Genomic DNA, 21,655 nt, shown 5'->3' with positions numbered 1-21,655 from the left:
CAATTTATCCTGGGTTAAGATTATTAACAGTTTGGCGTCTTCCACCATAAACCCTAATCGTTCTGGCGGATAAGCAGGATCTAATGGAACATAAGCACCGCCTGCTTTGAGGATTGCCAAAAGTCCCACAACTAGGTCTAGCGATCGCTCCATACAAATGCCTACCAGTACCTCTGGTTCTACTCCCTGGCATTGCAGATACTTCGCTAGTTGATTAGCACGGGAATTCAACTCAGCATAGGTAAGTTGCCGATCCTCAAATACTACTGCTACCGCATCCGGTGTTCTTACTACCTGCTCTTCTACTAATTGATGGATACACTTGTCTGAAAGCAACTCATATTCAGTGTTTTTAATTTTTTTGTACTCTGGCTTTTGCGACTTAACATCCATAAGGTCACCCGATAAGTGGATTTTGTCTTTCCGATTTTGGATTGGCTGGGCTTAAAAATAACAAAGCTTGAAATTCGTCAATTTTTTTTGATGATTACCCTTTAAATTGGAGGCTTGAACACTTTTTTCGAGCGGTTATATCGGATTTCGACTTCACCAAAAATGTCGTCAGTTTATTAATTAAATATAATAACGCTTCTCTCAGGTAGGAAAAGTAGGAAAACTAGCAATCTTCAAAGTAGAGTTAGATGTTGTATCCTTTGTGCGGATATTACAGGGCAATAGTTCTTTTATTTGAAAAGCTTCAAGCACCGCTCATCTTCCTCATTTAGATACTATTGGGCTGGGAGGTGCGATCGCTAAAATATATATGAAACGGGTCTTTAGGGTTGATGGTGGAAAATGTTTGTATATGTTACAGATAGCTGGGATGGTGGGTTACGGCACGGGAACTTAATTATTGCTTGAAAGTTTTGAAATTATCGCCCGTGCCTAACCCACCCTACGATTAAATAAGTTGTTATTATCACCACAACAACGGGAGAGCCTTCCTGACAATATTGCCAGTCCTGCTCCGAGAAAAATGGTTTCGAGCGCACGTTTAATGTTCATGTTTTTGCCTGTTGTATTAATGGGCAATAATATTTTATTTGAAATTTGAATATTTGTCAAATTTTTATCAAATGTTTGCATTAGATAGAAATAAAAAACACTAATAACACATTTTCCAGGCATTGCAGGTTCCGCTGATGCGATCGCACTATCGGTGATGAGACTAAAATTTCAATGGACACCAGCGAGAGAAAACTACTGTGAGTCTAAAGCTTTATTTCCTGCGCCACGGACAAACGGGATGCAGTCGGCAAAACTTCTTCTGCGGTTCGATTGACCCAGAATTAACGCCAGACGGCGATGAAATGGCAAAGGCTTTTGCCACCTTCTACCGTTTGTTACCCTGGAAAGCTATTTACTCCAGTCCGATGGGACGCACCAAGGCGACAGCGCAACCTCTATGCGACGCTATCGGAATGGAAATGCAACTGCGAGATGGATTAAAAGAAATCAATTATGGCAAGTGGGAAGGTTTACCGCCGGAAACAGTCGATCGCGAATACCACGACGACTACATCCGTTGGACAGCAGATCCCGCTTGGTATCCACCGACTGAAGGGGAACCTGCTGTAGCGATCGCGCACCGTTCCCTGGAAGTAATTGAAGAAATCAAACAGCGCTACAACAACGGCAATGTTTTAATTGTCTCCCACAAAGCTACCATCCGCATTATTCTGTGCAGCCTCCTGGGAATTGACGTAGGGCGCTTCCGCTATCGCATCGGATGTCCCGTGGGATCGGTCAGTATCGTTGAATTTGGCTCTCACGGGCCATTATTGCACGCACTGGCCGATCGCACCCATCTAGACGATCGTTTGCGTAACTTACCCGGAACTTAGGGGTCGCGGGGTCGCGGGGTCGCGGGGTCGCGGGGGAGCAGAAGAATTAATATTTTCCTTTTTCCCTTTTCCCTTTTCCCTTTTCTTTTTGCTTTTGACTTTTGACTGAGTGACTTTTGACTTTTGACTTTCCCTAGTCCCTAGTCTCCCAAACAAATACCCAAACCTCGCGCAGTTTTGACCAGAGTACCGTTGAGATCTACAGCTCGGTATTGCGCGATCGCTTCTGCGATCGGCACATCGACAACTTGGCGGTTTTGCCAGCTTACCATGCGATCGTACTTACCCTCTGCGATCAGATCTACTGCCGCCACACCAAAAGCAGAAGCAGTCAATCGATCCAGCGGCGAAGGCGTTCCGCCTCTTTGGATGTGTCCCAAAACTGTGACTCGCGTTTCCGCATTGCTACAAGCACAGATTTTATCAGACAAATATTGTCCGATCCCACCCAATCGACATTGCCCCAAGCGATTGGTACTCATGACAGGTTCGCCTTCTTCAGTGCGAACAGCCTCCGACACTACTATCAAAGAGTAATTCTTATCCTGAGACTGGCGATCGTAAATTTTTTGGCAGATATTGGCAATTTGATAGGGAATTTCCGGAATCAGGATCACATCCGCACCTCCGGCAATTCCCGCGCTGATGGCGATGTGTCCCGCGTCGCGCCCCATCACTTCTAGGATCATCACGCGACTGTGACTGGCAGCAGTAAAATGCAATCTATCCAGCGCTTCTGTGGCAATGTTGACAGCAGTATCGAAGCCGATCGAATTTTCTGTGCTTCCCAAATCGTTATCAATAGTTTTGGGTATCGCCACAAGGTTGAGATTGCCTTGCAGCGCCAGTTTTCTTAAAATAGCCAGACTGCCGTCGCCACCGATTCCGATGATGGCGTCTAAACCAAGCTGATGGTAACCTGCGATAATATCTTCCGAGCGATCGCGCACAGTTCCATCCGACATCGGGAAAGCAAATGGGTCGCCCTTGTTTGTCGTTCCCAATACCGTACCGCCCGCCGTTAGCAAATTATCAACCTTATCCAGGTCAAGCGGTATAAATTGAGGCGGATCGCTCATCAATCCTTGCGTAGCTTGACGAATGCCCAAAACTTTCCAGTTGTATGTACCTACAGCGCGACACACAACGGCACGAATCACAGCATTCAAGCCAGCGCAGTCGCCACCGCTGGTCAGAATTCCAATCCGTTTTTGTTCTCCCATATTATCTCTTCTAGATTCAGTCTTTAATTAGTCAAGCAGTAATTTGTAGAGAAGTGGCGATCGCTTAATTATTTTATTGGTATTTCCCCACCTACAAAGCCTGACCTACTCATTACCGCTCTGGAGTGATAATCTCAGGTTTATCCGAATTATATCTGAAGCTCAACTGCAAAAAGTATTCTATGATTCCCATCATTTCTACCATTCCTCTGGTACAGCTTGCTTCTGGCGATCGCCTCCACCTCCAAGTATATCAATTCGTCGGCGCTAATCCCGGTAAAAAAGCCTACCTTCAAGCCAATTTACATGGAGCGGAAATAGTTGGCAACGCCGTTATTCATCTGCTGATCGAGTTTTTGATGACACTCGATCGCACTGACATAACTGGTGAAATTTTGCTTGTCCCTGTCTGCAATCCACTCAGCACCAACCAGCGTACTCACTATTTTTCAACAGGTCGATACAACATCTATGATGGCAAAGACTGGAACCGGATATTTTGGGATTATGAGAAAGAATGTCAAGATTTGGAAACATTTGCCCAATCTCAACTAAGCTTTGACGAAGCTACTATCAGGCAAAACTATCTAAACAGGATAAAGTTAAGCTTTGAAGAACAGTTAAAAAAAATCAACTCACCTAGCAGCGTGCCTTATGACGAATTATATAGATATCATCTGCAATCATTGTGTTTAGATGCGAATTATGTGATTGACATACATAGTTCTAGCAATCAAGGTATCGATTACATTTACGGATTTAAAGGTAGAGAAGAAAGCGCCAAAACTTTTCTGCTAGATTATGCAATTTGGCTAAATGAATACGATGGTATTACGTTCGACGAAGCTTTTTTGAAGCCTTGGTTAGCGCTAGAAGAGACATTGGCATATTTGGGTAAGCAAATCAAATTTGATGTGGAATCTTGGACCCTAGAACTTGGTACTGGAATGCAGATGAATCCCCAATCAGTTTCTCAAGGAGTATTGGGTATTAAAAATTATTTATCCCAAAAAGGTTTACTCTCCATTCCAGGATTTCCCTTACCAGAAACGAAAACGCATCAAATTAATTTCACGCAAAAAACACAGCACAAAAAATATTATGCGCCTGCTGGCGGTATGATTCAAGAAAGATTGCCTTTGGGCGCTTCAATAAATGCGGGAGAAAGACTTTACCAAATTATCAGTTTTAACAAAAAGGGTGAATTACCTACTTTGATTGATGTGAACGCCGCCAAAGGTGGGATAATATTCGATCTATCCACAAATTATTCGGTTAATCAATCAGAATATGTATTAACTGTTTTAGAAATGGATAGTCATGTAGAAACTGCACTTCCCGAATAATTGCTCTCCTTCAAACCTAATTTACTTACTTGGTGTCTTTATGCAAGCGAAATACTCAACTTCTTGAACAAGTTGAGTATCTATGGCATACTCAAACCTTTCAAAGAGTGCAATCTTTCTTTTTCTGTCAATCCTTTACATTGAATTAATACACCAAAACCGCCTAAACCCATTGGGTTCATCATTTGGTGTAAAGCATCGCGACGCTGCAAAATTTGCAGGATTGCTTTACCATCGGTAGCGTTACTGGAAGAGAGAGAAGCAATGCGATCGCCCAATCCCAACGCCATCAAAAATAACGCTTGTTGAGTAAAACCAATCTTCTGCAAACCGCACAATTCACCCCATTTTTCCAAAGCGGTAAAATTGACGTGGGCGGTAATATCTTGTTGGCCGATATTTATATAAGGATTGTCGTGATGTCGGTGCTGATAGTAACATTGTAGGGTGCCTTGATTGCGGGCTGGGTTATAATAGCGATCGCCAGGATAACCGTAGTCAATCGTCAGCAGATATCCGCGCTGTAGTTTATCTGCAATTGCACTTAACCAATCCAAAGCAGCTAAGTTTACTTCGCTGCGATAACCGTCAGGATAAACACGCGATATTATGTCAATTCCTAATAATTCAAAATATTGATTTAATCTCTCTGTGGAAGGTTCATCCGTAACTTCGATAAAATTAATACCATCCTGAATTGTGACATAAATTTCTCGCAGTTGTCCTCGCTCGATCGCAAACTGATGTACCGGAAAGGCATCGACTAATTCATTAGAAAAACAACAACCGACAATCGAGTTACTTGGTATTTCTGAAAGTTCGCACCAACGCAGAGGAAAATCTTGCAATCGCTGTTGTTGTTCTTTTTTAAGCGCAGGTGATTTTTCAACAATCAGGTATTCTATAGCATTGAATAAATCGGGATATCGGCGTTGCAGATAAACCAAAACATCACCAGCTAAAATTCCCTGTCCCGCGCCCATTTCCACCAACGTAAAAGGTACGGGACATCCCATAATTTGCCACATATCAGCAAATTGTTCCGCCAACAATTCGCCAAAATCGGCACCCATATGAGGCGAAGTAACAAAATCACCTTTCGCGCCAATATTAACTCGATCGCTCGCGTAGTAACCGTGCTGCGGGTGATACAACACCAAATCCATGTACTCGGCAAACGTAATGCGTTGTTGAGGAGTTTGGGAAATGCGAAGTGCGATCGCTTCACATAATCTCATATCCGGTAGCGTCGGTTGCATAAAAAATCCCTTTCTTATCTGCGTTTATCTGCGTTTATCTGCCTACATCTGCGGTAAAAATTTAACCCCCGATTCCCAGAGATAATCTTTCGCATCGCTCATATACTACCGATTCCACGGGACATAATATAATTCCCTACTGTAATTATCCATACAATTTTAAATTTTAGGCGCTTTTTTAGATAAGTTATATTATCACCATAAAAACGGGAGAGCCATTTTCCGTTTTGGATTCTAGATTATGGAATGAATTCAATCCAAAATCCAAAATCTAAAATCCAAAATTCTTTATCGATCGACCGAACCCATGATAATGTCGATACTGCCCAAAATAGCCACAATATCGGCAACCTTCATCCCCTTAAGGATGTGGGGGAAAACTTGCAGATTGTTGAAATCTGCCGGACGAATTTTCCAACGCCAAGGGAACACATTATCATCGCCAACCAAATAAATTCCCAACTCACCTTTTCCACTTTCCACGCGAGCGTAAATTTCGCCCTTGGGAATCTTGAAAGTAGGGGCAACCTTCTTAGCGATGTACTGGTAATCAAAACCGCCCCATTCAGATTTTGGCCCTTCTGCCAACCGCTTGGCTTCCAAATTCTCGAATGGCCCACCGGGTAATCCCTTAATCGCTTGGCGAATAATCTTCACCGACTCGCGCATTTCGCGAATCCGCACCAAATAACGGGCGAAACAATCACCGGCAGTTTCCCACTGCACTTCCCAGTCGAAATCGTCGTAGCACTCGTAGTGGTCAACTTTCCGCAAATCCCACTTCACCCCAGAAGCACGTAGCATTGGGCCAGAAAGCGCCCAGTTAATCGCTTCTTCGCGAGTAATCGTACCGATACCCTCCGTCCGCCGCCGGAAAATCGGGTTATCCGTGATCAAGCGTTCGTACTCGTCAACTTTGGGCACCATATAGTCGCAGAAGTCTTCGCACTTGTCAACCCAACCGTAGGGCAAATCTGCGGCGACTCCGCCGATGCGGAAGTAGTTATTGTTCACCAAGCGATAACCTGTAGCGGCTTCCCACAGGTCGTAAATCAATTCCCGTTCCCGGAAGATGTAGAAAAAGGGAGTTTGAGCGCCAACGTCAGCCAAAAATGGGCCAAGCCACAGCAAGTGATTGGCAATCCGATTCAGTTCCAGCATAATGACGCGGATATAGCTGGCGCGTTTGGGAACTGGGATATCGGCTAACTTTTCGGGTGCGTTGACGGTGACAGCTTCGTTGAACATCCCTGCTGCGTAGTCCCACCGACTCACGTAGGGAACGTACATAACATTGGTGCGGTTCTCGGCAATTTTTTCCATGCCGCGATGCAGGTAGCCAATGACCGGCTCGCAATCTATCACATCTTCACCGTCTAGGGTGACAATTAACCGCAGTACTCCGTGCATGGAGGGATGGTGAGGCCCCATGTTGAGTACCATCGGTTCGGTTCTGGTTTCAATTCTTGCCATAGAACAGCAATTTTAATTTTTGTTGCGTTCCTACAATTATATTGGTTTGAGCGTTTGCCATTACGTTAAGACAGACATAAGTATGGATAGCAAATTTCTTGGGTAATGATTAGCAATCGTTAGACATTTTTGTTAAATGACTGAAGAACAATTTGACGCCCTCATCCAAAGCTTGCAGAAATACGCACGTCAAAACCCGACTAACTACAAGTTTCGGGTCGCTTTGTTGGCTGCACTTGGGTACGGCTACATTTTCTTTGTCTTTGTATTGCTGTGCGGGATATTTTGGATCGCGACAAAAACGCTGGTGTTCAGTATTGTAATCGCAGTTGGGATGGCGCGATCGCTCAGCTTGAGTTTCCCCAAACCCAAAGGCGTCGAGATCTCCCGCAGCGAACTGCCCGCACTATTTGCCCTCATCGACGAACTGACAGAGGCGCTACAGGCTCCCCAATTTCACCATATCATTTTGGATAACCAACTCAACGCGGCTGTTCTGCAAGTACCCCGTTTCGGCTTTTTGGGTTGGTATCGCAATTATTTATTTCTGGGACTTCCATTAATGCAGTCCCTTTCCCCAGCAGAGTTTCGTGCCGTTGTTGCCCACGAATTGGGACATTTATCTGGCAATCACAGTCGTTTTGTCGGTTGGATATATCGACTTCGGAATATTTGGTATCAATTCGGAGAAGGATTGCAGGCAAATGGGCAAGGCGGATCTATATTATTTGGTGGTTTTTTTAAATGGTATGCGCCTTTTTTTCGCGCTTATTCGTTTGTCTTGGCACGCGCTCATGAATACGAAGCCGATCGCTGTGCGGCAGAACTGGCTGGAACCCATAACGCCGCCCAAGCACTGATTAATCTTGACATAAAAAGCGATTACTTGAGAAAGTATTTTTGGCAAAACATTTTCAAACAAGCGATCGATCGATCTTCTCCTCCCGAAGCCACGATTACCAACTTAGTGCAGCAGTTGCGAAATGAGGTATCATCAGAAGATGCCGCTGTTTGGTTAGATCTCGCCCTAGCGGAAAAAACCAATAACGAGGATACCCATCCTTGTTTATTCGATCGCCTTTCTGCATTTGGTTATCTTCCCAACGGATATCAGTTACCTTTACCAGCGTCGGTAAAGAAAACTGCCGCCGCACATTTCCTGGGGGAAGCGTTGCCAAATTATATCGATCGCTTAGATACGGAATGGCAAAATGAGATATCGCCAATTTGGAAACAGCTACACGAAAAGGCGCAGTTGCGATCGCAAAATCTCCAAACTCTAGAAACACTCGCCCAAACTCAATCCCTAACGATCGAACAGCAAAGGAAACGCGCTCAACTAACTGCCGAATTTAAAGGTAACACGGCTGCAATTCCCCTCTACCGAGAAGTTCTCGCCCAACAACCCCAGCATTCGATCGCCAATTTCGAGTTAGGACACTTATTAATAGAAGAGAAAGATCCTGTCGGTATCCGTCACATAGAAATTGCGATCGCACAAGACCCCGAACTTTTAATCCCAGGTAGTCGCCTAATTTTCGGATTCTTAAAACGGCAAGGCAAAAACGAAGAAGCCAAAATTTATCTGGAAAAAATCGAACAAAATTATTACACTTGGCGACAAGCAGCAACAGAACGAAAAGAAGTCAGCTATCGCGATAAATTTGCTCACCACAATTTGCCAGACACCGAAGCGACCCAACTCGCTCAACAGTTAGCCACTTACCCTCAAATTAAAGAGGCATTTTTGGTACAAAAAGTAGTGACTCACTTGCCAGAAAACCCATTTTATGTATTGGGAATTATCCGTCGCTACGTCAGCGTTAAGGTGGCTGACTACAAAAGCGATACCGAACTGATTGACTTAGTGCAAAATCAACTCAACTTCTCCGGCGATGTTTTCGCGATCGTCCTCAACGAATACAATAGAAAACTAGCCCAAGTTCTTGGCAAAATAAAAGGTGCGTCTATTTATCGCCGCTCAATTTAGCAGTAAATTTGCTAGTTGCATGAATACGGTGCGTCAGAAGCTTAAAATTATAGTTTATTGCCTAAAATTATTCTCTCTGACGCACCCTACAGAGTTTTGACTTTTGACTTTTGACTTTTGACTTTTGACTTTTTGGCCCCTTATAATGATGGATGCGATCGACAATTATTTAGAAAATGAAACAGACACTCCCCCATTTGTACACATTCCCGTACTGGCGCGAGAGTTAATTGATGGGTTGGCAATTCGTCCCGGCGGACATTACCTAGATGCTACCGCAGGCGGCGGCGGACATAGCCGTTTAATCCTAGAAGCTGCATCCGATACAAAAGTACAGGCGATCGATCGCGATGAAGATGCTATTTCCGCTGCTCAAAACAACCTCGTCGAGTATAACCAACGCATCCAATTTTGGCACGGCAACTTTGCTGAATACAAACCAAAAAATCTTCAATTTGATGGTATAATAGCAGACTTAGGCGTCAGTTCTTTCCATCTCGATACAGGTTCGCGAGGTTTTAGCTTTCGTCACGAAGCTGAGTTAGATATGCGAATGGATCGGCGACAATCCCTTACAGCAGAAGAAATAATCAACCATTGGGAAGAAGCCGAACTAGCAGATATTTTCTATAAATATGGAGAAGAGAGACTATCGCGGCGAATTGCCAGAGCAATCGTACAGCAGCGTCCGTTCCACACCACAACTGAACTAGCAGAAGCGATCGCACGCAACGTGCCTCGCCAATATCGCTATGGTAGAATTAATCCAGCTACCCGCGTGTTTCAAGCGCTGCGAATTGTTGTCAACGCAGAATTGAAATCTTTGGAAACTTTCCTAAATTTAGCACCCAACTGGTTAAAGTCTGGTGGCAGAATTGCTATTATTAGCTTTCACAGTTTAGAAGATCGCATCGTCAAGCATAGTCTGCGTGAATCACCGATATTGCGAGTGCTAACAAAAAAACCAATCATCCCTCAAGAAGATGAGATCGAACAAAATGCGCGATCGCGTTCTGCTAAACTCAGAATCGCAGAAAAACTTTAAAAAAGTCAAAAGTCAAAAGTTAAAAGTCAAAATAAAGAACATGATTCAAGACTCGCGTTTGAGCTTCCCAGACTCTTGAGTGAGACAAAAATACTCGTGTTTGAGTTTCCCAGACTCGTCGTTGAGTTTCGCAAACTCGTGGATGAGTCAAAAATACTCGTCGTTGAGTTTCCCAGACTCGTGGATGAGTCAAAAAAGCCAATCCAAAATCCAAAATCCAAAATCCAAAATCTAAAATCGGGTGACTTCCCTATTTCAACAGCCTCCTAGTTTTCTTAACAGGATTACCATTGGGAGATGAAGGTAACTCGCGAGGGATTTCCACTCGAAAAATAGAACCTTCGCCGAGCTTACTTTTAACAGTAACCTTTCCCTTCATTAAATGCACCAAAGATTTGATAATAGCCAGACCTAAACCCGTACCGTAGTGTAACTTTGTGGTACTTTGATCCAACTGGCGGAATTCTTCAAAAATTTGTTCTAAATTTTCCTCAGCAATGCCAATTCCCGTATCCGTGACGATTAAAGCCAATCGATTGGCTCCCACTTCAGACGCCTCTACCTTCACCTTACCGACATTGGTAAACTTAATAGCATTCGAGAGCAAATTCATCAAAACTTGGCGCAAACGGGCACTATCGTTAACGATTAGCGGATTAGTCAGATTAATAAGAATCTGATATTCTAATTGCTTATCTTCCGCGAGCGATCGCAGTTCTTCAGCTGTCGCTGTCACCAGATTCGCCAGATTTATCTGTTCCCGTTCCAATTCCATACGACCCGCCTCTATTTTGGAGAGGTCGAGGATATCGTCGATCAGCGTCAATAGCTGTTTGCCATTATTAAGAATACGCTCCACCATATTTTCTTGGCCAGATGCGAGAGATTGTCCTGCATCCATCTGAGAAACTTCGGTTTCTGTAGTTGCCTCGTGCGGCTGCTCAGATCCGCGTGCGAACAAATCAACATCACTTTTTCTGGATGTTTCGACAACAGTATCATTGCGAGCTCGCATCGCCGATCGCAATATCAATTGCGAAAAACCGATAATCGCATTCAACGGAGTACGCAGCTCGTGAGACACACTCGCCAAAAACTGCGATTTCAATCGAGCTGCTTCCAAAAGTTGCAAATTTTGCAGCTGAATTTGCTGACGTTGATTTTCTAATTCGCGGTTTTGATTGGCGAGGAGTTGGTTTTGGTGGGCCAAGCGATCTTCTCGTTCCTCCAGCGCCTTGATCAATCGGGCATTATTAATAGCGATCGCCGCCTGTTCCCCCACCGCCACCAGCAAATGCCGATCTTCCCCATCGAAAGCATAGGGATCTTGCCAATTACCGATCGCCAGTATTCCCAAGCGTCCCGCTTCCGCCGACTCGATCGCTACAGCACACACGGAAGCGGGGATTGAGGAAGGAAGTAAGGGAGAGAAAGAGGAAGAATTTTGGATTTTGGATTTTGGATTTTGGATTGAATTTCCCTCTCCCTCTTCCCTCTCCCCTTGCGACTTGCCGCTTGCTTCTGCTGGAGAGAATTGAAATTCACCTGTAGAAACAGCCTTTGTCAACCAACCATCTACATCATCTAAAGCATCTTCTAGCTGCAAACTTTCCACACCCATCCCAGCTGCCACCGTCAACACCAAGCGATCGCACTGGGCATTATGCAGCACAATAAAGCAAAACTGCGCCCCACAGATAGCATCGCAAACGGACTGAACCATCACCTGCAAAAGGTCTGGTAAATTGCCAAGACGTTGATTGAGCAAATTAGTCAATCGCTGAAGCGTCCGCAGTTGTTGCTGCTGTTCTCCCAGAATGACGATCGCCTTGCGGAGATTCTGTGTCGCCTCTTGCGATTCTCGATATAGCCGCGCATTATCAACTGCCAGCGCCGCACGACGGGCCAAATCCTCCGCCAACTTTAAATCGGCTTGAGTATATTGACGACTCGACTCAGATATCCCAAAAGCGATCGCGCCTAACGTCCGTCCGCGAGCTACCAACGGCACGCACATAATAGACTTGGGAGCAAGCTGGCATAAAATCGTCACTTCCTTTTCATCAAGAACATCGGCAAATAGCTTTTCATCATTTATTTTCGGGTACAATTGCGACTGCCCGGTTTGTAAAACCTTCCCCACAATAGAAGTTGCTTCCTTAAGCGACTTAAAAATATTGCCGTCCAACGAACCGGATAACGAAGCATTCAGATTGACTGAGTAACTTGTCTGCAATCCCTGCAAAGAAGCTATTTTGGATTGGTCTATATGAGAAAAAGCCACCCGATGCAGAGTAGGAGAAATCTGCATCGAAGCTGCTGTCATATTTTCCCCAGATCCGGTATTCAGCGCCGCCACATTTAAAGCTGCGCCTAATACTCCCGCATCGAGGACATCAATAACGCACCAATCGGCAATTTGAGGTACAGCGAGATCCGCCAAATTTGACCAGGTAACATCGCACTCCAGAGAAAGAGAGAGAATAGTACTCGCATCCGCGAGAAAGCGTTGTGAGTCTTCAGCCCGCTTGCGATCGGTAATATCGCGGGCCACGCTCAATACATATTCCGGGGAACCGTCTTGGGCCAATTCTGGCACAAGGCGAGCTTGATAGTATCTCGTCTGACCGTGGGGTGTTGGGTAATCAAATTCAATTACCTGTTGTAAACCGGTTGCAAACGCATCGCGCAAACCCTCTTGCCACTTTAATTTCATTTCCCCAGGCAATTCCAACTCTGAGAGAGTCTTGCCAATGATAGTTTGAGGCATGGTACCGGTTCCCCTTTCCAAAGCTGGACTGACGTAGATTAAACGCCATTCTTTGTCATACCGGGCGATAATGTCGGGCGCATTTTCCACCAAAGCTTTGAATTCTTGTTCGCGACGGTATAAAGCCTCCTCCGCCCGCTTCCGTTCGATCGCAAAAGCAACGTTGCTGGCGATCGTTTGTGCTAGTTGAATTTCCTGTCCAGTAAACTCATGCGGCGCGTTGTAGTAGAGCATGAATTTGCCGATCGGCTTTTCTTGAGCTATTAGCGGAATAAATGCTAAAGCACGAATTCCCTCATTTATAATCGTAGATTTGAGATTTGAGTTTGCCGATTCAACTTTTTCCCTTAAATCGGCAATCTCAAATCGAAAATCTGCAATGGTTGATGTTTCCACATCAGCAATGCAAATCGGCTGCGGATTATTGGTATCCGCAGTCCAGGGCGAATGTCCTTCTACACTGCGCCGATACTCCTCCGAAAGTTTGCACCAAGCTTTAAAACGCATTACCCCATCTGCATCGAACAGAAGTACAGAAGTGCGATCGGCTTTCAAGGCGCGTTGCAAACCTTTTAAGGCTACTTGATACAGTTCTTCCAATCCCGCCGCACGACTGACCGCTTCTGTAATTTGGTAAATAGTTTCCAGTTGCTCAAAGCGGCGGCGTAACTGTTCCTCAGCCAGCTTCGTCAAAGTGATATCGTTAATAATGCCTGCCATCCGTATCGGTCTGCCTTGCCGATCGCGTTGCGCTTTGCCTCGCGTCATACAGTAGCGATATTCCCCCGAAAGATGGCGCAGGCGAAATTCCAGATTGAATTCCGCATTGTCACAAAGATGACGGACGAGCGCTGCTTTTACTTTCTCTCTATCTTCCGGATGAATCAGTTCGGACAATGACTCCCAAGTACGAGCAACGTCTTCACTTTCTCCGCCCAATTCAGAACCAGATAAACCGATAATTTCAACTAGGCGATCGTTCCAATAAATTTCGTTTTTATTAATATCCCAATCCCAAATAGCCTCGGAAGAACCTTCCAGTACTAAACGATAACGTTCTTCGCTGATTTTGAGCTTCTGTTCAATTAGTTCTGCTTCTCTTTCCGCTCGATAGATGCGAATCGCATTGCGTAAGCTTCTCGATAGAGATTCGGCAGAAAGTTTTCCCTTAGCAAGATAATCGGATGCTCCTGCTTTCATCATTTCTACAGCAATTTGCTCATCTCCCTGACCGGTCAAAACCACTATGGGCATTTTGAAACCGGCAGAACGCAATTGCGTCAGCAGTGTCAATCCGTCTGTATCTGGTAAGCGATAATCTAGAAAAACGCAATCAAAAGCGATCTGCTTTAAAACTGCGATCGCATCAGTGCAGTTATCAGTTTCTAGAATTTCGATCTCTTCACCGCTAGCCTTGAGCGCTCGGCGAACGGCCATCCGATCCACCAGATCGTCATCGACTACAAGTATTTTCCATTTCTCTGACATACTTTGTCCTTTGTTAAAATCATTAGTCATTTGTCACTTTCTAATTGCTAATTGCTAATTTTGAATTAACCATTAGCCATTAGCTATTAGCTATTAGATATTGACCAATAACTAATGACTAACTAAGGCATTTCGTTCAGCGTCCAATACTTGTTAACCGCTGCCATAACCTCCACAAATTTAGAGAAAGTAACGGGTTTAACAATATACCCCGCTACATTCAGCCTATAAGCATCTACTTTATCTTTTGCCTCATTGGAAGTCGTCAGCACTATGACAGGGATTTTACCCAATTCCGAGTCTGCCCGTAATTCTCGCAAAAATTCAATCCCTCCCATTTTGGGCATATTCAAATCGAGTAATATCAGTCGCCGCATCGGGGGTACGATCGGTGGTTTGTCATTATCCCGCAACATTGCCAGCGCTTCCAACCCGTTGGCCGCTACGTAGAGTCTGTTAGTGATGTTATTTTTCTGTAATGCTCGTTGTACCGTCATGACATCCACGTCATCATCATCCACGAGTAAAAGGTTGGTCACTTTTTCCTCCATCTGTCACCGCTCCACTCAACCTCCAAGTCAAAAGTTAAAAGTCAAAAGGGGTTAGGGCGTCAGGCGTCGGGGCAGAATAAAGATTTTTCCTGTTTCCGTCTTCCCGTCTCCCTTTCACTCCTGCCTCTCCCTCTTATTTTTGACTTTTGACTTTTGACTTTTGACTTTCCCGACGCCCTTCATTTTGGCCAAGTAAAGCGAAACGTAGCTCCCATACCTTGCCGAGATTCTAACGAAATCCTCCCCCCTTTATCTTCTACGATTTTCTTGACTAGAGATAACCCAATCCCTGTACTTTCAACTCGATCGCGGGGAACCAAAGTTTGAAAAATAACAAACACCTTCTCATGGTATTCGGGAGCAATACCTGGGCCGTCATCTCGAACGGCAAACTCGTATAAATCCTCTTGACAAAGTACCGAAATTTGTATACTTCCATCTGGCCGATCGTGATGCGCGATCGCATTACCGATCAGATTGGCAAATACCTGTTCCAGAAGCAAACGCTCAGTCTTCAGGATGGGCATTCCCGGCTCTACGGTAATCGCAAACGCGGTCGGGGGTGCCAGAGATTCGATGATGTTTTGCAGCAAAATGCTCACATCCACAACTTCCTCAGCCGTTTTTACCCTTCCCACGCGAGAATACTCTAGAATTCCTTCAATTAAAGCTTCCATCCGGTGAACGCGCCCACGCAGCAGGTTCATTTGATGTCTGGTCTCGTCTGTTAGCCGATCTTGCAAATCTTCTTCTAACCATTGAGACAGGTTTGCGATCGCCCGCAAAGGTGCTTTCAAATCGTGAGAGACTATGTAACCAAACTGGTCGAGTTCCCGATTGCGCTTTTCCAAATCTGCGTTAGTTTTAGCCAGGACAGAACTTAACCGACTCAGTTCGTCAGCTCGATCGCGCATAGCATCTTCTGCTGATTTTCGCTCCGTAATATCCATACAAGACCCGATATAACCAGCAAAACTACCTTCTGGCATAAATCTTGGCCTTCCCGTATCCAAAATCCACCGATATTTGTTTGACTTGTGGCGGAGACGGTATTCCATCTCAAAAGGCTCACGGGCATGAAAAGCTTTTGTGTAGGTATCTAAGCAGCGCTCAAGATCCTCTGGATGGACGTCCGCTATCCAACCGTTCCCTACTTCTTCCTCTAGGCTTTTGCCAACAAAAGTAAGCCAAGCTTGATTGAAAAAGGTACGCAGACCATCTGTTCCCGACACCCACAACAGCACCGCAGCACAATCCGCCATCGTGCGGAACCTTTCCTCGCTCTCCCGCAAAGCCGCCTGCGCTGACTGGGACTCTCGGTAGAGGCGAGCGTTGTCTACAGCTAAAGCAGCGCGACAAGCAAGATCCTCTGCCAATGCCAAGTCAGAAGTGTTGTAGTGACGACCCGACTCAATACCGGAATTCGATACAGTGGAAACGAAAGTAATTGCCCCCAGCGTCCGCCCACGAGCGATCATCGGCACTACCATCGCTGACTTAAAACCGATTTCTCGTATGATAGCCAAATGTTCCGCATCGCGGGCAACAGCAACTAGCAAAGAATCGTGTACTTCCGGATACAGCTCGGATTTACCCGATCGCAACACATTCGGAACGCCATACTGAGCGTTGGGATCGTGCGGGTAGCGGTTCTGCAACTCTTGGGCCCACGCTACCTTTGACGGATCTGTGTGGGCCACTGCCAACCGCCGGATCTTGCTGAGTGTTGAAGGAACATACCCCTCTTCTCCTCTGCCTTCTTCCTCCAACACATCAATGGCGCACCAGTCGGCAACGGTTGGCACTGCCAGACGTACTACGCGCTCAAGTATAGTTTGATAATCAAGGGAACTGGCTAATTCCTTGCTTGCTTGAGAGAGAAAACGCTCGGTTTCTTCAGTTTGCTTCTGAGCTTCTATATCGGTAGCCGTACCTACCCACAGGACAAGTTCGCCTTGTTGGTTTTGGATCGGCATAGCCCTGCCCAAGTGCCAGCGATAGGTGCCGTCCGATCGTCTGAAGCGATACTCCATTTCGCAGGGATAGCCTGTCTCTAGCGCTTTTCTCCAGTCCTCCAAACACTTTTGGCGATCGTCTGGATGTACGACTGACTGCCACTTCCAGTCTTTAGTCTCCTCAATGCTTTTTCCTGTATAATCAAGCCACCGCTGATTGAAGTAATCCACGTCACCATTGCACTGGGCTGTCCAAACTATCAGCGGCATAGCATCGGCTAGGTTGCGATCGGGTTCTTCTCCCAATCGCAATGTTAATTGTTCTTCCATCGGCTCATTCCTCCTTGTGCTTGCTGGCGATCGTCTAGAAAACCCACTCTCATTCTTGGGAAAACCTGCTCAAAAAAGCCTGCGCCTTACTTAAAATCCGGTATATACCCTGAATTTTGATGGCGGCGTGGGCAGTCTTTATACAAATGACCAACTATTCACTGTCAAAGAAGCTGCCCACACCGCCGAGGCTGGGCAATTTTGAGTAACTTTGATGAAGCCAAACCGTCGAAGGCTGAGAACGTCTCCTTTCCTGGCTGGTGGGACGACAATATGTTTACACCGCTCCATCAGCTAACTGCGATCGGAAAAAGTGTTAGCCTTTTCCCGAAGCCAACAGTTTTCAAATCTAAATCCACGCTTGCGGCGGAATGGATTTGAGAGCGACTAACTTGCAGTCCCCAACACACGATATCGCACGTTTTCTCCAAATTCCTCGCTGGTGTTGAGTAAAGCAAGAGCAACGAGATGTCAAGGACAATCGCGATCGAAAATCTCCAAACCATACTTAGCTGGTAGGGCGGCTGAAAAATATTGCCGCCCCACCAACCGGATGGTGATTATGCTTGGAGCTAACCCGCTATACTCATACCAGTGGCATTTGAGATCGGTGGTTGATAGGGCATCTGCAATCTGTCCGCGTAAGGCCAATTCTAAGCATCAGACTGTAATGCAGAGTTCTCGACGAGTGCGAGTAACCAAACGCATTCAATCGCTGGTTGACTAAATGACTTTTAACCAGGAGCCTATTGACAGCCTTACGCAAAGGAGGGCAACTTTTAGATTGTGTCCGATCGGGAAGGTAACGCATCATTTAAAATCCTATTCATTACACCCAAACCACGATTGGTTTGGCAGCAGCATAGCTATTGCCTGCCGACAATGGCTTAGGATGGGAAAAACGATCTTTATAGTTTGAATCTATCGAGATGTAAAAAATCCCTTCCCCTACCGATAGGTGTAGTTTACCTGAACCCCTGGAAACATTTGTTGTTGGTTAGTTTTGCTTAAAGTGAGAAAATTTAGAAAACGGGAACGTTGACAATGAAAGAAATTCGCGTTGCCCTCATTGAAGATCATGACCTCACTCGTGTGGGGATAAGGACAGCTCTACAACAGCAAAAAGAAATTGAGGTTGTGGGCGAAGCCGCCAATGGCTATGAGGGATTAAAGGTACTGGAAGAAAAAAAACCAGATATTGCGATCGTTGACATCGGTCTGCCCGATATAGACGGTATTGAGTTAACCAGACAGATAAAAGCATCGATCGCAGAAGAGCAAGAAGCCCCAAAAGTGTTGATTCTGACACTACAAGACAACCAAGAAGCCGTACTCGCAGCTTTCGCAGCAGGGGCGGACTCCTATTGTATGAAAGATATCAGCTTCGATAATTTGATAGAAGCGCTGCGAGTCACTCAAGAAGGCAATTCGTGGATCGATCCGGCGATCGCCCGGATCGTACTCAAACAAACACGTCAAGCAACCGCACCAGCAACCTCGGCATCCAGCAGCACCGAACAAGGAGCCAATTCTAAAACAGTTGCGATCGCAGCAACGGAACCAGAGTACAGTCAAATGCTGGAAGCTTACCCGTTGACGGATCGAGAATTAGAAGTTCTGCAATTGATCGTCGAAGGATACAGCAACGCCGCGATCGCTGAAAAACTATACATTACAGTGGGAACTGTCAAAACCCACGTCCGTAATATTTTGAACAAACTTTGTGCCGATGACCGCACCCAAGCCGCTGTCCGCGCTTTGCGCTCCGGGTTGGTGGGATAATTGGCTCGTTTGTCAAAAGTTATCAGTCTCGGTCAGTGGTCAGTGGTAAAAAACAAAGAGCTACTGGCTGTTGATTGCTGACTGTTGACTGGTGAATTATTAACTGATGACTATTGACAAATGACATTCCTTGCAAGTGGAGTAGCAAATGAGTCGGGGAGATGGCAGCAAACTCAAACTCATGGTGGTGGATGACGAGCCTGACAACCTCGATTTGCTGTATCGTACTTTTCGGCGCGACTTTCAAGTCTATAAGGCTGAGAGTGGGCCAAGCGCTCTAGAAGTACTGGAAAAAGAAGGCGAAATGGCCGTGATCATATCCGACCAGAGAATGCCCCAAATGAATGGGACAGAATTTCTGGGGCGGACTGTGGAACGCTTTCCAGATACGATTCGCATCCTCTTGACTGGCTACACAGATGTAGAAGATCTTGTAGAAGCGATCAATTCAGGTCAGGTTTTCAAATACATCACCAAACCGTGGAATCCGGCAGAACTTAAAGCAGTAGTTCAACAAGCTTCCGAGACCTATCGCGTCCTCAAGCGGAGAACGAACGAACTGCGTCGCGCATTACAGCGAGAAACTCTGTTAAATGCCGTCACCAGCGCTATCAGGGAATCCCTGGATTATGCGGGTATGCTGCAAAGGATTGTGGAAACGATCGGACAAACTTTTGGAGCCAGCAGTTGCTTTTTGCGACCAATAGATGGCGATCGCTTGCTGGCAGATGTTTTTTCCTACAAAGCCACTCCCGATAATAACGTCAGCATTTCCGAAGACCTGCTGCGATCGGTGATGGAAAATCGCCAGACACAGACAGCACAAAACGATGAAAATGGCAACTCCTCCTTACAGCTGGTTGTCCCCCTGATCTGCCAGCAAGACCTGCTCGCCATACTCTCCCTCCACCAGTACGGCACCCGCGAACCTTGGTCAGCCGAAGACATTCGACTGATTGAAAGCCTCTCGGAACAAGCAGCTTTGGCCGTTTCCCAAGCCAAACTGTACCAGCGTACCCAGGAGCAAGCTGAGCAGATGCGGGCAGAGCTAGAGGTAGCTCGTCAAATTCAGCACAATCTCCTGCGCCAAAGCTGGCCGGAAGTAGAAGGAGTAAGAGTGCAAGCCTGCTGTTTCCCAGCACGAGAAGTGGGAGGAGATTTTTTTGAAGTCTTTGTCCATCCCAAAGGAGACATCTGGCTAGCAGTGGGAGATGTCTCTGGTAAAGGTGTCCCGGCTGCTTTATTTATGGCTAGCGCTATATCGGTAATGCGACGAGAACTTTCTCAGGAAAATCCACCAGAACCAAATGTTTTGATGCAGAATCTCAATATCGGTCTGTCAGACGATCTCATGAGTAACAACCGTTTCATAACGATGGTTCTGGCTCGTTATACTCCCTCGACCGGCCAGTTAGTCTACGCCAATGCCGGCCACATCTATCCCTTGGTCTGGTCTTATCAAGACGTAGCTAAAAAAGCAGACGGAATTGAACCGAATTTCCTCAAAGCTCGGGGCATTCCGTTAGGTATCTTACCCACCTGGAAAGGTGCCGCCGGGAATGCGACCGTCTTGTCTGGAGAAGCACTTTTGTTGGCCAGCGACGGTATTACCGAAGCAACCGTTACCGAAGATATCGTTATGCCAGGGAGTGTTGGTAGTAGCGGACAGAACCCGGTTATGCTGAAACAAGAAGGTTTGTGGCAGCTACTTAAAGAAGAGCCGGGTCCTTTGGACTTGAGCCATCTATTAGCTCGGATCAGGGGAAAAAACCAAGTTCAGGAAGACGACCAAACAATACTCTCTCTGGAGGTTCTGTAGTCAATGAGAACGGAGCTGCATATTCCCAGCGACTTGAAGTTTTTAACAATTGTGGAAAATTGGTTGCTGGGTAGTTTGGAAGCGGAGTTAGGCGATACTGTCATTGATTGGCCGCGCCTGTCAAATCGCCTGCGTCTGGCCTTGGTGGAAGCTTACTCAAACGTAGTGCGCCACGCTCATAGAGATCAACCAAATTTACCCATCCTGATTCGCTTGGAACTAAAAGAGCGGGATTTAGCTTTGGAAATTTGGGATCACGGTAAAGGATACGATTTATCCACCTATTTGCCACCCAGTCCGGAGGATAAGCAGGAAAGCGGCTATGGCTGGCTGATTATGAATCGGTTGATGGATAGAGTAGAATACCGCTTGCAAGTCAACGGTCGTAATTGTCTTAAGTTGGAAGCGAGTTTGCCAAGGGCAACTGAAAACTGAAAAAATTCCTCAAGCATTTTGAGGTAAACTACCCACCACTAATCCGGAGTACCGGATTTAGTGAGGGCACAACTATCTCTCCCAGGTATGGTGGATAAGCTTTGCGATTCTCCAACCTCGCCGATCGGATGTTGATGACATTAATTGGACAGTTTGTTCAATAAAAATGTCGAGATTTAGTCTAAACATAGCTGTTTATAGGAATCTGGGGGGGAGACAACAATCGGTCAACCCCTTACTGCGTGCGGGGTTGACCGATTGTTGTCAAAAAAAAATAGGTCTGCTATTCTCAAGTAGACCTAACTAATGAAAAAAATGAATTTAATACCTTCATTTTACACCCAA

The 21,655-nt window shown here is 45.8% G+C and carries 13 protein-coding genes and 1 pseudogene; 7 read left to right on the top strand and 7 right to left on the bottom strand.

Annotated features, from left to right (window positions below; genetic code table 11):
- A pseudogene (locus tag ACE1CD_RS09585) lies at positions 1-336 on the bottom strand (AMP-binding protein); the annotation flags it as partial.
- Between the two features lie 869 nt (positions 337-1,205).
- Here ACE1CD_RS09585 and ACE1CD_RS09580 point away from each other — a divergent pair.
- Positions 1,206-1,844 (top strand): histidine phosphatase family protein, encoded by a 639-nt coding sequence (locus ACE1CD_RS09580; RefSeq protein WP_374796837.1) that lies wholly within the window; start codon positions 1,206-1,208, stop codon positions 1,842-1,844.
- A 140-nt stretch (positions 1,845-1,984) separates the two neighbouring features.
- Here the strand turns inward: ACE1CD_RS09580 and ACE1CD_RS09575 are convergent, their stop codons facing one another.
- Entirely contained in the window at positions 1,985-3,067 is a 1,083-nt protein-coding gene (locus ACE1CD_RS09575) for an ATP-dependent 6-phosphofructokinase (RefSeq protein WP_374796839.1), read from the bottom strand.
- 182 nt (positions 3,068-3,249) lie between these two features.
- On the opposite strand from ACE1CD_RS09575, the gene ACE1CD_RS09570 reads away from it, so the two are divergent.
- A complete protein-coding gene (locus ACE1CD_RS09570) occupies positions 3,250-4,413 on the top strand; it encodes a succinylglutamate desuccinylase/aspartoacylase family protein (RefSeq protein WP_374796841.1) in 1,164 nt (387 codons plus the stop codon).
- Between the two features lie 80 nt (positions 4,414-4,493).
- Here the strand turns inward: ACE1CD_RS09570 and ACE1CD_RS09565 are convergent, their stop codons facing one another.
- Together ACE1CD_RS09565 and ACE1CD_RS09560 are read right to left on the bottom strand one after the other, a co-directional pair.
- Entirely contained in the window at positions 4,494-5,672 is a 1,179-nt protein-coding gene (locus ACE1CD_RS09565) for a class I SAM-dependent methyltransferase (RefSeq protein WP_374823516.1), read from the bottom strand.
- 288 nt (positions 5,673-5,960) lie between these two features.
- Positions 5,961-7,145, bottom strand: a complete 1,185-nt coding sequence (locus ACE1CD_RS09560) for an NAD(P)H-quinone oxidoreductase subunit H (protein ID WP_374796845.1) — start codon at positions 7,143-7,145, stop codon at positions 5,961-5,963.
- Positions 7,146-7,281: 136 nt separating this feature from the next.
- On the opposite strand from ACE1CD_RS09560, the gene ACE1CD_RS09555 reads away from it, so the two are divergent.
- Both ACE1CD_RS09555 and rsmH read left to right on the top strand, forming a co-directional pair.
- Positions 7,282-9,135 (top strand): M48 family metalloprotease, encoded by a 1,854-nt coding sequence (locus tag ACE1CD_RS09555; RefSeq protein WP_374823513.1) that lies wholly within the window; start codon positions 7,282-7,284, stop codon positions 9,133-9,135.
- Positions 9,136-9,283: 148 nt separating this feature from the next.
- Positions 9,284-10,180, top strand: a complete 897-nt coding sequence (rsmH, locus tag ACE1CD_RS09550) for a 16S rRNA (cytosine(1402)-N(4))-methyltransferase RsmH (RefSeq protein ID WP_374823741.1) — start codon at positions 9,284-9,286, stop codon at positions 10,178-10,180.
- Between the two features lie 250 nt (positions 10,181-10,430).
- Here rsmH and ACE1CD_RS09545 read toward each other — a convergent pair whose 3' ends face one another.
- From ACE1CD_RS09545 to ACE1CD_RS09535, 3 genes are all read right to left on the bottom strand, one after another.
- The gene (locus ACE1CD_RS09545) at positions 10,431-14,468 is read right to left on the bottom strand and encodes a PAS domain S-box protein (protein ID WP_374823510.1); all 4,038 of its coding nucleotides are present in this window, start codon (positions 14,466-14,468) and stop codon (positions 10,431-10,433) included.
- A gap of 92 nt (positions 14,469-14,560) precedes the next feature.
- Positions 14,561-14,989, bottom strand: a complete 429-nt coding sequence (locus tag ACE1CD_RS09540; protein WP_374823507.1) for a response regulator — start codon at positions 14,987-14,989, stop codon at positions 14,561-14,563.
- Positions 14,990-15,168: 179 nt separating this feature from the next.
- Entirely contained in the window at positions 15,169-17,274 is a 2,106-nt protein-coding gene (locus ACE1CD_RS09535) for a PAS domain-containing protein (RefSeq protein WP_374823505.1), read from the bottom strand.
- Between the two features lie 1,044 nt (positions 17,275-18,318).
- Here ACE1CD_RS09535 and ACE1CD_RS09530 point away from each other — a divergent pair.
- The 3 genes from ACE1CD_RS09530 (at position 18,319) to ACE1CD_RS09520 (ending at position 21,310) form a co-directional block, all read left to right on the top strand.
- Complete coding sequence (locus ACE1CD_RS09530; RefSeq protein WP_374796855.1) at positions 18,319-19,056, top strand: response regulator; 738 nt, start codon at positions 18,319-18,321, stop codon at positions 19,054-19,056.
- Positions 19,057-19,204: 148 nt separating this feature from the next.
- A complete protein-coding gene (locus ACE1CD_RS09525; RefSeq protein WP_374796857.1) occupies positions 19,205-20,875 on the top strand; it encodes a SpoIIE family protein phosphatase in 1,671 nt (556 codons plus the stop codon).
- Positions 20,876-20,878: 3 nt separating this feature from the next.
- Positions 20,879-21,310 carry an ATP-binding protein gene (locus ACE1CD_RS09520; RefSeq protein ID WP_374796859.1) on the top strand — a complete coding sequence of 144 codons (432 nt, stop codon included), beginning with the start codon at positions 20,879-20,881 and terminating at the stop codon, positions 21,308-21,310.
- The last annotated feature ends 345 nt before the right edge of the window (positions 21,311-21,655 follow it).

Origin of the sequence: Aerosakkonema sp. BLCC-F183, from assembly GCF_041929145.1 — a bacterium.
Classification (GTDB): Bacteria; Cyanobacteriota; Cyanobacteriia; order Cyanobacteriales; family Aerosakkonemataceae; genus Aerosakkonema.
The sequence above is the reverse complement of the archived record's forward strand: the minus strand, read 5'-3'. Positions and strand labels throughout refer to the sequence as shown.

Coding starts and splice junctions, on each gene's coding strand:
- ACE1CD_RS09575 (WP_374796839.1), bottom strand. CDS start 3,067: ATGGGAGAACAAAAACGGATTGGAATTCTGACCAGCGGTGGCGACTGC.
- ACE1CD_RS09570 (WP_374796841.1), top strand. CDS start 3,250: ATGATTCCCATCATTTCTACCATTCCTCTGGTACAGCTTGCTTCTGGC.
- ACE1CD_RS09565 (WP_374823516.1), bottom strand. CDS start 5,672: ATGCAACCGACGCTACCGGATATGAGATTATGTGAAGCGATCGCACTT.
- ACE1CD_RS09560 (WP_374796845.1), bottom strand. CDS start 7,145: ATGGCAAGAATTGAAACCAGAACCGAACCGATGGTACTCAACATGGGG.
- ACE1CD_RS09555 (WP_374823513.1), top strand. CDS start 7,282: ATGACTGAAGAACAATTTGACGCCCTCATCCAAAGCTTGCAGAAATAC.
- rsmH (WP_374823741.1), top strand. CDS start 9,284: ATGGATGCGATCGACAATTATTTAGAAAATGAAACAGACACTCCCCCA.
- ACE1CD_RS09545 (WP_374823510.1), bottom strand. CDS start 14,468: ATGACTAATGATTTTAACAAAGGACAAAGTATGTCAGAGAAATGGAAA.
- ACE1CD_RS09540 (WP_374823507.1), bottom strand. CDS start 14,989: ATGGAGGAAAAAGTGACCAACCTTTTACTCGTGGATGATGATGACGTG.
- ACE1CD_RS09535 (WP_374823505.1), bottom strand. CDS start 17,274: ATGGAAGAACAATTAACATTGCGATTGGGAGAAGAACCCGATCGCAAC.
- ACE1CD_RS09530 (WP_374796855.1), top strand. CDS start 18,319: ATGAAAGAAATTCGCGTTGCCCTCATTGAAGATCATGACCTCACTCGT.
- ACE1CD_RS09525 (WP_374796857.1), top strand. CDS start 19,205: ATGAGTCGGGGAGATGGCAGCAAACTCAAACTCATGGTGGTGGATGAC.
- ACE1CD_RS09520 (WP_374796859.1), top strand. CDS start 20,879: ATGAGAACGGAGCTGCATATTCCCAGCGACTTGAAGTTTTTAACAATT.